General features: G+C 42.4%; 12 protein-coding genes. 4 read left to right on the top strand and 8 right to left on the bottom strand.

Annotated elements, in window-relative coordinates:
- Nucleotides 1–235: 235 nt before the first annotated feature.
- The 3 genes from BV375_RS15235 (at nucleotide 236) to BV375_RS15245 (ending at nucleotide 3,543) form a co-directional block, all read left to right on the top strand.
- On the top strand, nucleotides 236–472 hold the full coding sequence (locus tag BV375_RS15235; protein WP_086761880.1) for a hypothetical protein: 237 nt from the start codon (nucleotides 236–238) through the stop codon (nucleotides 470–472).
- Between the two features lie 25 nt (nucleotides 473–497).
- A complete protein-coding gene (locus BV375_RS15240) occupies nucleotides 498–764 on the top strand; it encodes a hypothetical protein (protein WP_086761942.1) in 267 nt (88 codons plus the stop codon).
- A gap of 292 nt (nucleotides 765–1,056) precedes the next feature.
- Nucleotides 1,057–3,543: a VIT domain-containing protein gene (locus BV375_RS15245; protein WP_086761882.1), complete on the top strand. Its 2,487-nt coding sequence runs from the start codon at nucleotides 1,057–1,059 to the stop codon at nucleotides 3,541–3,543.
- 163 nt (nucleotides 3,544–3,706) lie between these two features.
- Here BV375_RS15245 and ureG read toward each other — a convergent pair whose 3' ends face one another.
- From ureG to BV375_RS15285, 8 genes are all read right to left on the bottom strand, one after another.
- Nucleotides 3,707–4,309: an urease accessory protein UreG gene (gene ureG, locus BV375_RS15250; protein ID WP_086761884.1), complete on the bottom strand. Its 603-nt coding sequence runs from the start codon at nucleotides 4,307–4,309 to the stop codon at nucleotides 3,707–3,709.
- Between the two features lie 81 nt (nucleotides 4,310–4,390).
- Nucleotides 4,391–5,077, bottom strand: coding sequence for an urease accessory protein UreF (locus tag BV375_RS15255; RefSeq protein ID WP_086761886.1), 687 nt, complete (start codon nucleotides 5,075–5,077; stop codon nucleotides 4,391–4,393).
- Nucleotides 5,058–5,498 carry an urease accessory protein UreE gene (gene ureE, locus BV375_RS15260; protein WP_086761888.1) on the bottom strand — a complete coding sequence of 147 codons (441 nt, stop codon included), beginning with the start codon at nucleotides 5,496–5,498 and terminating at the stop codon, nucleotides 5,058–5,060. The genes BV375_RS15255 and ureE overlap by 20 nt, the downstream gene beginning before the upstream one ends.
- Nucleotides 5,499–5,663: 165 nt before the next feature.
- Entirely contained in the window at nucleotides 5,664–6,254 is a 591-nt protein-coding gene (locus BV375_RS15265) for a hypothetical protein (protein ID WP_086761890.1), read from the bottom strand.
- A 172-nt stretch (nucleotides 6,255–6,426) separates the two neighbouring features.
- Nucleotides 6,427–7,467 (bottom strand): hypothetical protein, encoded by a 1,041-nt coding sequence (locus tag BV375_RS15270; protein WP_086761892.1) that lies wholly within the window; start codon nucleotides 7,465–7,467, stop codon nucleotides 6,427–6,429.
- 534 nt (nucleotides 7,468–8,001) lie between these two features.
- Nucleotides 8,002–9,225: a bifunctional phosphopantothenoylcysteine decarboxylase/phosphopantothenate--cysteine ligase CoaBC gene (coaBC, locus tag BV375_RS15275; protein WP_086761894.1), complete on the bottom strand. Its 1,224-nt coding sequence runs from the start codon at nucleotides 9,223–9,225 to the stop codon at nucleotides 8,002–8,004.
- Nucleotides 9,226–9,307: 82 nt separating this feature from the next.
- On the bottom strand, nucleotides 9,308–9,520 hold the full coding sequence (locus BV375_RS15280) for a DUF2555 domain-containing protein (protein WP_086761944.1): 213 nt from the start codon (nucleotides 9,518–9,520) through the stop codon (nucleotides 9,308–9,310).
- A gap of 154 nt (nucleotides 9,521–9,674) precedes the next feature.
- Entirely contained in the window at nucleotides 9,675–10,301 is a 627-nt protein-coding gene (locus tag BV375_RS15285; RefSeq protein ID WP_086761896.1) for an alpha/beta hydrolase, read from the bottom strand.
- Between the two features lie 303 nt (nucleotides 10,302–10,604).
- Between BV375_RS15285 and purH the strand changes: the two genes are divergently transcribed.
- Nucleotides 10,605–12,149, top strand: a complete 1,545-nt coding sequence (purH, locus tag BV375_RS15290; protein WP_086761898.1) for a bifunctional phosphoribosylaminoimidazolecarboxamide formyltransferase/IMP cyclohydrolase — start codon at nucleotides 10,605–10,607, stop codon at nucleotides 12,147–12,149.
- Nucleotides 12,150–12,534 lie beyond the last annotated feature (385 nt).

The raw sequence follows: 12,534 nt of genomic DNA on the forward strand, positions 1-12,534 counted from the left end.
GTTCCTTGTGAGCGCAGCTCATGGAGTCTCTTGCAAAAATATATTTTTGCAAGAGAGGGGAAAAGGGAAAAGGTTAAAGGGAAAGGGTTTTGAGTTTCTTTCCCCTTTTCCCCTTTCCCTTTTACCGACTTCTGCAAGAAGTCTATTGTGTTGATTGATTAATTCTTCAACAAAAATTAGGCACATAAAAGAAAATTGTGCAAATATAAAGAAAAGCTTAAGAGGTTAGAGGCTCATGATCACTGCCAAAATGATGCAACAGCTTTGGGCTGTAATCGAGTCTACTAATGTCAGTACCTTACTCCAGTTTGATGATGTAGCTCTAGTACAATTGCTGCTCCAGCAATTAAAAGCTAAGCAGGGACTCGACGCACAGGCAGATAGTAGTCTTAATACTTATATAAAATCTAAACTGCCTCTAATTCGAGATACCGCTGAAGGGCGATTATCTTTAGGGCAAGAGAATCATTAATACAAAAGTTTACCAATATAATATGATGAATCACTGGCTAGGTATTGCCCTTGTAGCTTATCTAATTGGAGCAGCGATTGAAGGGGTAAGTACAGCCAGCCAGCTATCTCATTCATTGCCGGAACTAACCAAAGATCAGCAAGAGCAACCATCAGAGTCTGCTAATCCACTTCAGGAGAAATGGCGTGTTTTTGCTGCTATTGCCTCTGTAACTCTTTGTGGAGCCTGTATTTGGCCTTGCCGCCTGCTTCACCGTTTAATTAAAAGCAACATTTCATCTGAAGACTCGTAGGTTTTAATTCATAGTGCTTTTTCTCAAATTTTGTCTGTTTGAGTTGAAAATTCTCATCAAAATCGGTAACAAAGTGATAAGCCATGACTGCGGCGGGCTACGCCTATGCAAGAGTTTGATTAATTGCTAGCAATCAGAGCTTATAACTTCCATTTAGGATTTAGGTAAATAGGCGTTGCATAATTGAGTGTTGAGCCACCCACTGAGCACTGAATGAGCACAAAACTGAGCATCTCTACCAGATAAACACACCTACGCTAAAGATAGAAAACAATAGCGTAAGGTTACTAATATGACTCAAACTCTAGAACGCCAACCTGGTGGCTTATACGTTCAAACTTCTAACCAACAGCAAATTGCTTTTCCCCTGAAGCACACAGAAGTACAAGCTAAGGTTGCAGGTAATATCTCGCGAGTAGAAGTTACCCAAAGCTTTGAAAATCCCTTCACCACTACCCTAGAAGCTGTCTACATCTTCCCGTTACCAGATGAAGCGGCTGTTGATGATATGCTGATTCGGATTGGCGACAAGACTATCAAAGGCAGTATCAAAAAGCGCCAGGAAGCACAGCAAATATACGAGCAAGCAAAGCAACAAGGACGTACAGCTGGGCTGCTGGAACAGGAACGGGACAATATTTTTACTCAATCCCTGGCTAACATCAAACCTGGTGAGCAAATTGATGTGATTATTCGCTACTCTGATAGCCTGAAATTTGAGGGTGGAAATTACGAGTTTGTCTTCCCGATGGTGGTTGGGCCGCGTTACATTCCAGGGATAACTATTGAGGATAATGCTGTCGGCGGTGGTTCGGCGTCTGCACCGATGATGCAAAATCAAGATACTGACTTAGTAGCAGATGCTTCTCGCTTGAATGCACCTATCTTGCCATCGGGTACTCGCTCTCGCCATGATATTAATGTGACGGTAGAAATTGATGGGGGAGTTGAAATTCAGGATGTTAAGTCGCCTTCTCACCAAATCCAGATTTCCTACGAAGGACAACGGGTGCTGGTAAAACTTGGGGGTGGAGATACAATTCCCAACAAAGACCTGATTTTACGCTATCAAGCCGCAGGCGATCGCACTCAAGCAACTGTACTCACCCAAGCTGATGAAAGAGGTGGACACTTTGCACTGTACCTAATTCCGGCTCTCCAGTATCGTCCAGAACAGGTTGTTTCTAAAGATGTGGTATTTCTCATCGACACCTCTGGCTCTCAAAGTGGTGCACCACTAATGCAATGTCAGGAATTGATGCGGCGCTTTATCAACGGACTCAATCCCAACGACACTTTTAGCATTATTGATTTCTCAGATACCACTCAACAACTCTCGCCTGTTCCTCTCCCTAATACTCCGCAAAATCGCGCCCTAGCAATTCAGTATGTAAATCAATTAAATGCAGGTGGTGGAACGGAAATGTTACGCGGTATTCGCGCTGTCTTGAACTTCCCAGTGACAGATCCCGGACGCTTGCGGAGTATTGTACTGCTCACCGATGGTTATATCGGCAACGAAAACCAAATTCTCACAGAAGTACAACGTCATCTCAACCCAGGAACTCGCCTCTACAGCTTTGGTGCAGGTAGTTCGGTGAATCGTTTCTTACTCAATCGCATTGCTGAATTAGGGCGGGGTATTGCTCGCATCATTCGTCACGATGAACTAGTTAATGAGGTCGTGGATAAATTCTTCCGCCAAATTAATAATCCTGTCTTGGCAAATATTAACTTGCAATGGGAAGGTGATGGCGCATCGCCAGAAATGTATCCTTCCACACCACCAGATTTATTTGCCGAACAGCCATTAGTACTATTTGGACGCAAACCAGACAGCCATGTTGGTAAACTGCACATCACGGGAATTGCTGCGGGTGGTACGCGCTATCAACAAACCTTCAATCTGAATTTTGACAAAACGGGTAATCCTGCAATAGCTCAACTTTGGGGGCGTTCCCGCATCAAGGATTTGATGAATCAGATGGTGAGTGGTGAAACCAAAGTAGGCGTAGAAGCAGTGACGGATACGGCTCTCACCTATCAACTGTTATCGCAGTATACCGCCTTTGTTGCTGTCAGTGATGATGTCCGAGTCAATCCAACGGAGGGTTCTGTTTCTGTGCAAGTACCTGTGGAAATGCCTGAAGGTATTAGCTATCAAGGCATATTTGGTAGTGCAGCTCCAACTGTAATGGCTGCTCCAGCCACGGGAATGATATACCCTTCAGCAAAGCTATCTGCTCCAGTACCCCCAGCCCCTATGTCTATCCCTGCTCCAACGACAGCAACGCCACCTACAGCAATACCATCGTTTGAAGAGATAGATTCATTAACTGTAGAAAGAAAACGGGCTAAAAAGGAGGCTAACAGTCCATTCCCAGGTGGAGCACCAAATACTAATCAGTATGATGTAGGATCAGCAATTCCATCTGCTCCCAGAGATGCAGAATTAGAATATTTAAAAGCCAAACTTTCAGAAGGAATTGCGCCTGCCTCTTATCTCCAAATTGTGAGTGTATCAGGATTAGATCAACAGATGATTTCTCTTCTGACTCAACACTTGCAATCAATTCGGTTTATTACAAATTTCAATGGTGATTTAGTCTTTGATTTACAAGTCAACAAAGGACGGGTAAGACAGGTGGTGCTTGATGAGCAGTTGTCTTCTTTTAACGAACAGACAATCATTGAGACAATCAGGCGATCGCTTTTAACTTGGCTACCTCCACAAACGCTTACAACTACAGTGATTTTGACAATTAGAATTCAACCTTAATCAACTAATAACTACCGGGGGCTACCCCGGTTTTTACTTTCAATACGAATTCAATAGATCTCTTGCATAAGTCGATATTTTGATTATCAAACCACAGATAAACACCGATAAACACCGATAATTATCTGTGTTCATCTGTGTTCATCTGTGGTTCCATATTCTTTCATCCAATATGTTTGCGGACAAATTGAATTACTTCTGTGAGTCCCTGTTGGGTTTTTAAGTTAGTAAATATAAATGGTTTATCACCGCGCATTTTTTTTGCATCGCGTTCCATGACATTTAAATCTGCACCCACATAGGGGGCAAGGTCGATTTTGTTAATTACTAATAAATCTGATTTAGTAATTCCCGGCCCGCCTTTGCGGGGGATTTTATCACCAGCCGCTACATCGATGACATAAATTGTTAAATCTACTAATTCAGGACTGAATGTAGCTGCTAAATTATCGCCGCCACTTTCCAAAAACACCAAATCTAAGTTAGAAAATCGCTGCTCAAGCTGTTCAATTGCAGCCAAATTCATCGAAGCATCTTCGCGGATGGCAGTATGGGGACAACCACCAGTCTCTACACCCAAAATGCGATCGCTTGTCAAAGCCTGAGAACGCACCAAAAATTGTGCATCCTCCTGAGTATAAATATCATTTGTCACCACCGCAATCTGATACTGCTCGCGTAACGCCTTACACAAAGCATCTACCAATGCAGTCTTCCCCGAACCTACCGGGCCAGCAACCCCTACTCGAAATGTATTGTTTGTCATTTGTTAGTTGTCATTTGTCATTTGTCATTTGTCTCTCTTATCCGCTCTCCTCCTCTGCGTCCTCTGCGTCTCTGCGGTTCGTTAACTCCTAAACAACCTTGTATACTGCGTTTCATGCTGCATACTAGCTAAAGACAAACCCCAACTACAACAGCTGAGTTCATCATCCTCCAAAGCCAAAATTTCTACCATCGCTACACTCAATAATTCTTGTAAATCTAGCAATAACTGCTGTCCGGCTGTTTGTCCTAAAGGAATAAGTTTCACCCCAGCAGTAATTAAATTACTTGCCCAACTATGCAGATATCCTAATAAAGCAGCTTTCATATCAATTTGCCAATGAGCCGCAGCAATCCCAAAAGCGATCGCATAATTGCAAGGATTACCAACAGCATTCAGCGTTGGCATGATTTCTGGTTGTAGTTTACCAAGTAACTGAATAAGCGATCGCCCCATTTGCCAGCTAGAGGTGCGTAACTCTTCTGTTTCCCTAGCAGCCGATAACCAAAGATTCCAACAAGCTAAAGCCTTTAAATCATCCATTTTCGCAAATTTGTAAGCGCGTAACATCACCGCCACTTCGACTCGAATTGCACCATAACGCAGTTGAGAATTTAACCAATCTTTGAGGTTTTGCTGATTAGCGATTCTACCTTGTTCAACCAAAGTCTCCAAACCTTCAGAATAACTATATGCTCCCACAGGTAATGCTGGGCTAGTCAGCTGCAAAATCGATAAAAAAGAGCTATCAGTGAGCGTGATGTCCATAAGCTCCCTGTTCTGGCTGAAATGGTAAAATTTCTTCTTTGATTTCTAGTCCCAGTTGTTCCAACATTGTGCGTAAAACTGAGTCTGTAGATAAGCGTAAATAGTTAATTGTAATTTCTACAGGTACATGACGATTGCCTAAATGGTAAGCTGCCCGTAGTAATAACTGTGGTGTTGCGGCAAAGACAGTCAAAACTGGTTCTGCTTTGGCACTAATTCTCATTAAATTGCTGTGGTCTTCATCTTGCAGAATATCACCATCTTGCAGCACCGTTCCTCTCGGTAAACGCAAAAACACAACTTTGCCATCTTCTGTTTGAAAACGATGACGACTACGGCTGCGTTCTTCAGCTGTTAGAGGAAGGGTAAAGCTAATTAAAGCATTAGGATCGGGCGGTTTACGTTGGGTAAACGTCAGCATATTAATAATGAATAGTGACAACAACCTTCAAAGACTTCACGGTCATTGCCACAATCATAAAACGATAGCAGGGGAGCAGAGGAGACAGATTTAATGCTTTTTCGACAAACTCAACAATATGCAAGTGAAATGTGCATTAGCTTAGAACACTTGCTACTCAACGATTCAGCTTTGTTTGTCTACAGGAACCAAGATGTAAGCTGTCTGATCATCAGGTACGTTGGCCTTTTGACTACTAGGCTGCTCATGCTCAACTACAGTACTAGCTAGGTCTACTGTATTTTGGATAGTATCATTAACACTAACAGCTGTACCCTTAACAGTAGATACTGTATCTTGGACAGTGTTATTAACTTTGACTGATGCCACCTTGACGGCGCTTACTGTATCTTGGACAGTATCGTTAACACCCTGAGCTGAAGTTTTAACAGCATCCCCTACATCTTTTGCAGTGTCGTTAACACCCTCAGCTACAGTCTTGATTGCCTCTCCTACACCTCTTACAGTTTGGTTCACACCGTTAGCTGCACCTTTTACCCCATTTCCTAAACCTTGGATAGTTTGGTTAATTCTTTGGGCTGTGCCTTTAATACTTAAAGCAACGGCTACTGCGCCCAATGTAGCACCAACGATCGCTCCCATTGCTACTTTAGCTAGATCATTCGTACCTCTATCAGATGTATAAGTCTCGGATTCTTCTGTTACCAGATCAATGTTGCCTTGGGACTGATCTAAAAGCTGCTGGTTTCCATTCATAGTAATTTTCTCCTTTGTCACAAAATCACTTAAGGCTGATCTATCTTCAGTATTTCTAAGTCCTGAGAACTCAGGAATACTTGTGCTCTCAGGACTTATTGCTCAGCAAGATTTGCTGAAGTTCGCACTAATGAAGTCTTGGTTTGGAATATCAGCTATCTGCTTCTAACATTCAGTCAAGCCGAGCAATTTCTTCTTCCAGCGAATTCTCTTCTAAAGAAGTTAGGTTATCCACATCTTCTGTGATAACTGAAGTAATAATCATTCCCTCTGTCTGTTCTGGAGATGAAATGTAGAACATTGACTCACGGTCTGGTTGACCTACGCCCATTTGATCATTCCTATTCTGTTGGCTACCTGTCATCTGGCCTTGAGATTGATAGCCCTGATTCCCAGATGGTTGGAAATCGTTAACTCTATCCTTGGCTGATTCTGCTGTACCTTGCACAGCTTGGTTAACATTCTGAGCTGTACTTTGTACTGCGTCCAGTGTACCTACTGTAGTTTGCCTAGCTACGTCAGTGACGTTCTGGGCTGCATCTTTTGCTATGTTCGCTCCAGCTTGTACAACTTGGCTAACACCTTGAGCAGTATTCTGTACTGCGTCCAATGCACCTGCTGCGGTTTGCTGAACTCCCTGAGCGACACCCTCTGCGGTATCCAAAGTACCACCAACAATAGCTTGGCTAGCACCTTCAGCAACACTCTTTGCTGCTTCTCCTAAACCTTTGGCTGTTTGTCCAAGACCCTCACCAATAGTCTTTGATGCTTCTGCTATACCTTTAGCAGCAATGTTCAAGCCCAGACCGATTCTTCTACCAGCCAAAGCTCCTACGGTAGCACCAATGAGTCCTCCTATGAGTGCTCTAGTTAAGGTTGGATTTACGCCTCGATTTTCTGAACGAGTATCAGGCTGAGGTGTAGTTCTAGGAGTATTTACATCTCTAGGTAATTCATTCCCTCTGTTAATGTTAGTTGAACCGGGATAAGCTTGACCCGTGGTCGTGCCACTATATCCAGTTTCAGATACTCCATCAACTCTGTTTATATTAGTTGAACCGGGATAAGATTGGCCTGTTGCTGTGCCGCTATATCCAGTTCCAGATACTCCAGTATCTTGGTTTGCATTACTTGAACCTGGATAAGATTGACCAGTTGTTGTGCGGTCAATATTTCCACTTTGATTGTTCCAAGCCTGGCTGCTTTCAACCATATCATTGGTCTCCTTAGTTTAAGAAGGATTAACAAACATCAGATGAATGTTAATTAGTTCCAGCTATTAACCTAACAATTGCACTCAAAAACTTAATTACTCTAAAGAAACACATAATTAAGCAAGTTTTTGTCGAAAGTAGTAGTTTTTTAGCTTAAGTTGCTAGTAAAAAGCCAAAGAAATATGAGCTAGGGTTAACTTAATTGCTGAGACTGGTTTGTTAAAGAAAATGATTAACGAAATTATTACTTTTTACTGTAGTGCTGACGACATTGAAGAAAGTATTAGATATATAAATAAAAGTGTAAAACGATGTCTGATGCAGGAATTTTCAAGATAGATATCACAAATTATTGATTTTTCTCCAAAAATACCAAAAACTTTTGAATACATGACAGATTATGTTTTAAAAACCTAAATCTTGCTTTTATCTCGTTGATATGCGAGCGCAGATTCTGCCATTAGATAGAAATATGCGCAAAGTCATCCATTTCTCTTTTTAAAGACGTTAAGCGAACTCGTCTATGTAGTTAGTTAACTTTGTTTAGAAATTGCAAAATCATATAAATAATGTGCCATTTCTAATTTAGAGCAAGGAACAATTTCTACCTGTTTTCCTTGTCTATCTAAAAATATCGCCTGATTATTATCGCTACCAAAACCACTATTAGTTTTATCGATGGGATTGGCAACAATGATATCTAATTTTTTACTCTGTAATTTTTCTAAAGCAGGCGCGACAATATCGCCAGTTTGAGCAGCAAATCCAATTAAAAGTTGATGAGGCTGCTTAAGTTTTGCTAACTCACTAACAATATCTGGTACAGGTTCTAGAGGTAAAGATTGGGGAAGCGATCGCTTGGGTAATTTCTCTGTACTATAATCTCTGGGCTTGACATCCGCGACTGCGGCGGACATGACTATGACATCTGCACTGGCTAAATACTCCCGCATGACTTGCTGCATTTCTTCCGCGTTAATCACGGGAATTGCTTGCACTCCCAAAGGGACATCCCAACTAGCAGGGCCGTGTACTAAGGTAACGCTTGCACCTCTGTGGAGTGCTGCTTGTGCTAAAGCCAAGCCCATTTTACCTGTGGAAGGATTGCCGATAAACCTCACTGGGTCAAGATACTCTCGCGTTCCCCCAGCACTAATTAATACTCGTTTACCGACTAAATCTCGTTTTCCACTCGTATGCAATAGAGATTGAATATAAGTCAAAATCTCTGGAGGTTCTGCCATCCTACCAGCACCAACGCGATCGCAAGCTAATAATCCCGATGCCGTACCTATTCCATGATATCGATCATCTGTCAATAATTGTCGCCAATTGCGCTGTACTGAAAGCTGTTCCCACATATCTGTATTCATCGCTGGTGCTAACAGCACAGGACAAGTAGAAGCTAGTACAGTATTTGTCAGTAAATTATCAGCCATCCCATAAGTTAACTTGGCTAATGTATTGGCGGTTAAAGGTGCAATTACCAACAAATCTGCCCATTCACCCAATTCAATGTGTAATGGACGAGAGTGAATTGGTTGCCAAAACATATCATCCGTATAGGCAGGATGACGGGATAGGGTGGCTAAAGTTAGAGGTGTAATAAATGCTTGCGCTGAATTGGTGAGAATTACGCGCACCTCTACCCCAGTTTTAAATAGCGTCGAAACTAGCTCACAGACTTTGTAGGCGGCGATACCGCCGCCTACACCGATTAAAACCCTGTTCAGTTTTGGATTAATGGCTGATAGCATAGAAAAATTAGATCGAGTAGGTAATAGATTACCGCGATCATCTCTGATTCTAGCCAGTCAACCTTAATCGCAAGTTTACAATTTAAGCCTCATCGTAGGGTTCTAAGTCTAAGAGGTGGATATAGGGTTCAACTAACTCCGGACGCTGAAATGCGATCGCTCGCAGTAGATGCCAATCATTCAAACCCTCAAAAGCATTGCTATAATTATCCATCTCTAGACGTGTAGCTAAATCCTCAACTTCTGCCATAGTCATGGCAGCAATTTCTGTTCTGGAAATGCCTAGAGTTTTCATAATGCTTGCCCCTCCCTTTTGCAGCATTCGCACCCAGCATGGGTCGGGTTGTGCTTTTCACGGCCACCCAATATATCTTACTCATTAGATGGCGTGGATTTTGTAAAAATTTTCCGGAATTCTACGATAATTTGTAAAAAAATTGCAACTAAGACTACTCAATTACATTCACCACAAAATTCCGTAGCAGGTCTAACATTTGCAATCCGATTTCATGACCCATATCAAATTCTTCGTACTGCACCGCAACTCCCAACTTTTCTAGGGTTTTTCGTGCATTTACCGCAGCTATTAATGGTACAACTTCATCTTGTCTACCATGAGTAATTAATGTTGGTGGAAAAATATTTGTAGCAGATTTTCCAGCCTCAGGATGTAAATAACCACTCATGGCAACTAAACCTGCGAGAGGCAAGTTTAATCCTACATCCAAAGTCATTGCCGCTCCTTGAGAAAATCCACTCAAAACTGTCCGCGATAAAGGTACACCAGTCAAACTTTCTAACGATAGTAACCAATCTGTGAGTATTTGCCGACTTTCTGCTAACCCCTGATACATATTTTCTGACCTTAGGTCATACCATGCCCTACCTGTAGGAGCATAAGGATAGGGAAAAGGACCATTAGGAAATACAAACTGATAATCTGGCAAATTAAAAAAAGGCAATAAAGCTGCCACATCATCGGCGCTGGCACCCCAGCCGTGTAAAGTGACGATTAAGCCTGATGGCGCTTGCTCTGTTTCAGGAGGAACGGAAATAAATTCTAAAGTTTGAGTCATTAGTTAGCGATCATTAGTCAGGGATCAGTATTAAAGTACAACCGACCATCGACCAAGGACAATCCTCATACAAATTATTCAACGAAAATAGAGGATTTCTATAAAACTTTTTCTTCCCTTATGCCACGGCAGTTGCTTTATGCCGACGGCAGTCCGCACAACGGGGGGAACCCCCGCAAGCGGCTGCCTTGGAAACCCGTCCACCGCACTGCCTCCTCTGCTTATCTGCCTTCTGCCTTGCCCGAAGGGCAGGTAAAATAATCTTCTGTCTTCATTGTTTATACCAAAGGAAACTGGGGAATTATGGCGCGTCTGGCTCTGCTGAGTGTATCGAACAAAACTGGTTTAATTGACCTAGCTCGTAGCTTAGTTGAAGAATTTAACTTTGATTTAATTAGCAGTGGAGGCACAGCTAAAGCAATCAAAGATGCGGGAATACCAGTTACAAAAGTCTCTGATTATACAGGTTCGCCGGAAATTTTAGGTGGTCGAGTTAAAACCTTGCATCCCCGGATTCATGGCGGGATTCTAGCACGGCGGGATCTTGCTCAAGATGTGACAGACTTAGAAAATAATCAAATTCGTCCGATTGATTTGGTGGTCGTTAATCTTTATCCATTTGAGGAAACTATTGCTAAACCAGGGGTGACATTACCAGAAGCGATTGAACAAATTGATATTGGAGGGCCAGCTATGTTAAGGGCTGCATCCAAAAACTTTGCCCATTTAACAGTGTTATGCGATCCCGCCCAATATGATGAATATTTAGATGAATTACGTCAACATGATGGCGCAGCTTCCCTAGAGTTTCGTCAAAAATCTGCCTTAAAAGGATTTTTACATACTGCTAGCTATGACCAAGCGATCGCATCTTACCTCGCAGCAGCACAGTCTAGTGAATCTTCTTTACCCCAGCAATACAGTCTTTCTGGGCAACAACTACAATCTCTGCGTTATGGCGAAAATCCCCATCAAAGCGCTGCTTGGTATGAAACTGGAAATACCCCAACTGGCTGGGCGGTTGCAACTAAGCTGCAAGGAAAAGAACTCAGTTACAATAACTTAGTTGATTTAGAAGCAGCACGCCGAATTATTACTGAATTTACAGATGCTCCCGCAGCCGCAATTCTCAAACACACTAATCCCTGCGGTGTGGCTTTGGGAGATAGCCTCAAAGAAGCTTATGAAAAGGCTTTTAATGCTGATGCTGTTTCTGCCTTCGGTGGAATTGTTGCCCTTAACCGTCCAATTGATGAAGCTACAGCCAGTGAGTTAACCAAAACATTTTTAGAATGTGTGGTAGCGCCAGGTTGTGAAGGAGATGCACAAGCAATTTTGGCTGCTAAATCTAAAGTACGGGTTTTAATTTTACCAGATTTGAGTAGTGGCCCTAAAGAAACAGTGAAAGCGATCGCAGGTGGTTTTTTAGTACAAGCGGCTGATGACGCAATTTCTGACACTAGCCAATGGAAAGTTGTCACCGAACGTCAACCCACCGAGAGTGAATTAGCCGAATTGCTATTTGCCTGGAAAGTTTGCAAACACGTAAAATCGAATGCCATTGTCATCAGTCGCGATCGCGCTACTCTAGGAGTAGGTGCTGGGCAAATGAACCGCGTTGGCTCAGTTAAAATCGCCCTCGAACAAGCTGGGGAAAAAACCGAAGGTGCGTTTCTTGCCAGCGATGGCTTCTTCCCCTTCGATGACTCAGTTAGAACAGCAGCAGATGCGGGAATTACTGCCATTGTTCAACCAGGAGGAAGCTTACGAGATCAAGATTCCATCAAAGCTGCCAATGAACTAGGTTTAGTGATGGTGTTAACAGGTCTGCGACATTTTTTACACTAATTTTGTGCCCATATCTAGTACAGTTGATAAACTGTCACCTAATATACTTGTAATTTTTGGGAACAACTGATATTTTATAGTTGTGTGTGAGGAGCAAGTTAAAGATAAAAAACGTCTGGGGTGGAAACACGGCAACACTCCCAGGCGTTTTTTAATTGGTATATAGAAATTGCACTCTTTTTGATCTCATACCAAATTAAAAAGAATGCGACTGAAATTCCTGCTTCTCTAACTGGCTAGGATTTCATCCTCAATGGTCTATTTGTCGCAAAGATTTCTGGAAATGGGACATTTTCCGAAATTGGCAACTCAAGCGTGGTAGTAATTACCAGAGCGCCAATTTATAACTAACTTCTATAACTAACTTTAGAGGGAATATAGCCCC

This window comes from Nostoc sp. 106C, assembly GCF_002154725.1.
GTDB lineage: Bacteria > Cyanobacteriota > Cyanobacteriia > Cyanobacteriales > Nostocaceae > Aulosira.

What these genes read in the sequence shown, in the direction of transcription:
- BV375_RS15235 (WP_086761880.1), top strand. Translation starts at nt 236, where the DNA reads ATGATCACTGCCAAAATGATGCAACAGCTTTGGGCTGTAATCGAGTCT.
- BV375_RS15240 (WP_086761942.1), top strand. Translation starts at nt 498, where the DNA reads ATGAATCACTGGCTAGGTATTGCCCTTGTAGCTTATCTAATTGGAGCA.
- BV375_RS15245 (WP_086761882.1), top strand. Translation starts at nt 1,057, where the DNA reads ATGACTCAAACTCTAGAACGCCAACCTGGTGGCTTATACGTTCAAACT.
- ureG (WP_086761884.1), bottom strand. Translation starts at nt 4,309, where the DNA reads ATGACAAACAATACATTTCGAGTAGGGGTTGCTGGCCCGGTAGGTTCG.
- BV375_RS15255 (WP_086761886.1), bottom strand. Translation starts at nt 5,077, where the DNA reads ATGGACATCACGCTCACTGATAGCTCTTTTTTATCGATTTTGCAGCTG.
- ureE (WP_086761888.1), bottom strand. Translation starts at nt 5,498, where the DNA reads ATGCTGACGTTTACCCAACGTAAACCGCCCGATCCTAATGCTTTAATT.
- BV375_RS15265 (WP_086761890.1), bottom strand. Translation starts at nt 6,254, where the DNA reads ATGAATGGAAACCAGCAGCTTTTAGATCAGTCCCAAGGCAACATTGAT.
- BV375_RS15270 (WP_086761892.1), bottom strand. Translation starts at nt 7,467, where the DNA reads ATGGTTGAAAGCAGCCAGGCTTGGAACAATCAAAGTGGAAATATTGAC.
- coaBC (WP_086761894.1), bottom strand. Translation starts at nt 9,225, where the DNA reads ATGCTATCAGCCATTAATCCAAAACTGAACAGGGTTTTAATCGGTGTA.
- BV375_RS15280 (WP_086761944.1), bottom strand. Translation starts at nt 9,520, where the DNA reads ATGAAAACTCTAGGCATTTCCAGAACAGAAATTGCTGCCATGACTATG.
- BV375_RS15285 (WP_086761896.1), bottom strand. Translation starts at nt 10,301, where the DNA reads ATGACTCAAACTTTAGAATTTATTTCCGTTCCTCCTGAAACAGAGCAA.
- purH (WP_086761898.1), top strand. Translation starts at nt 10,605, where the DNA reads ATGGCGCGTCTGGCTCTGCTGAGTGTATCGAACAAAACTGGTTTAATT.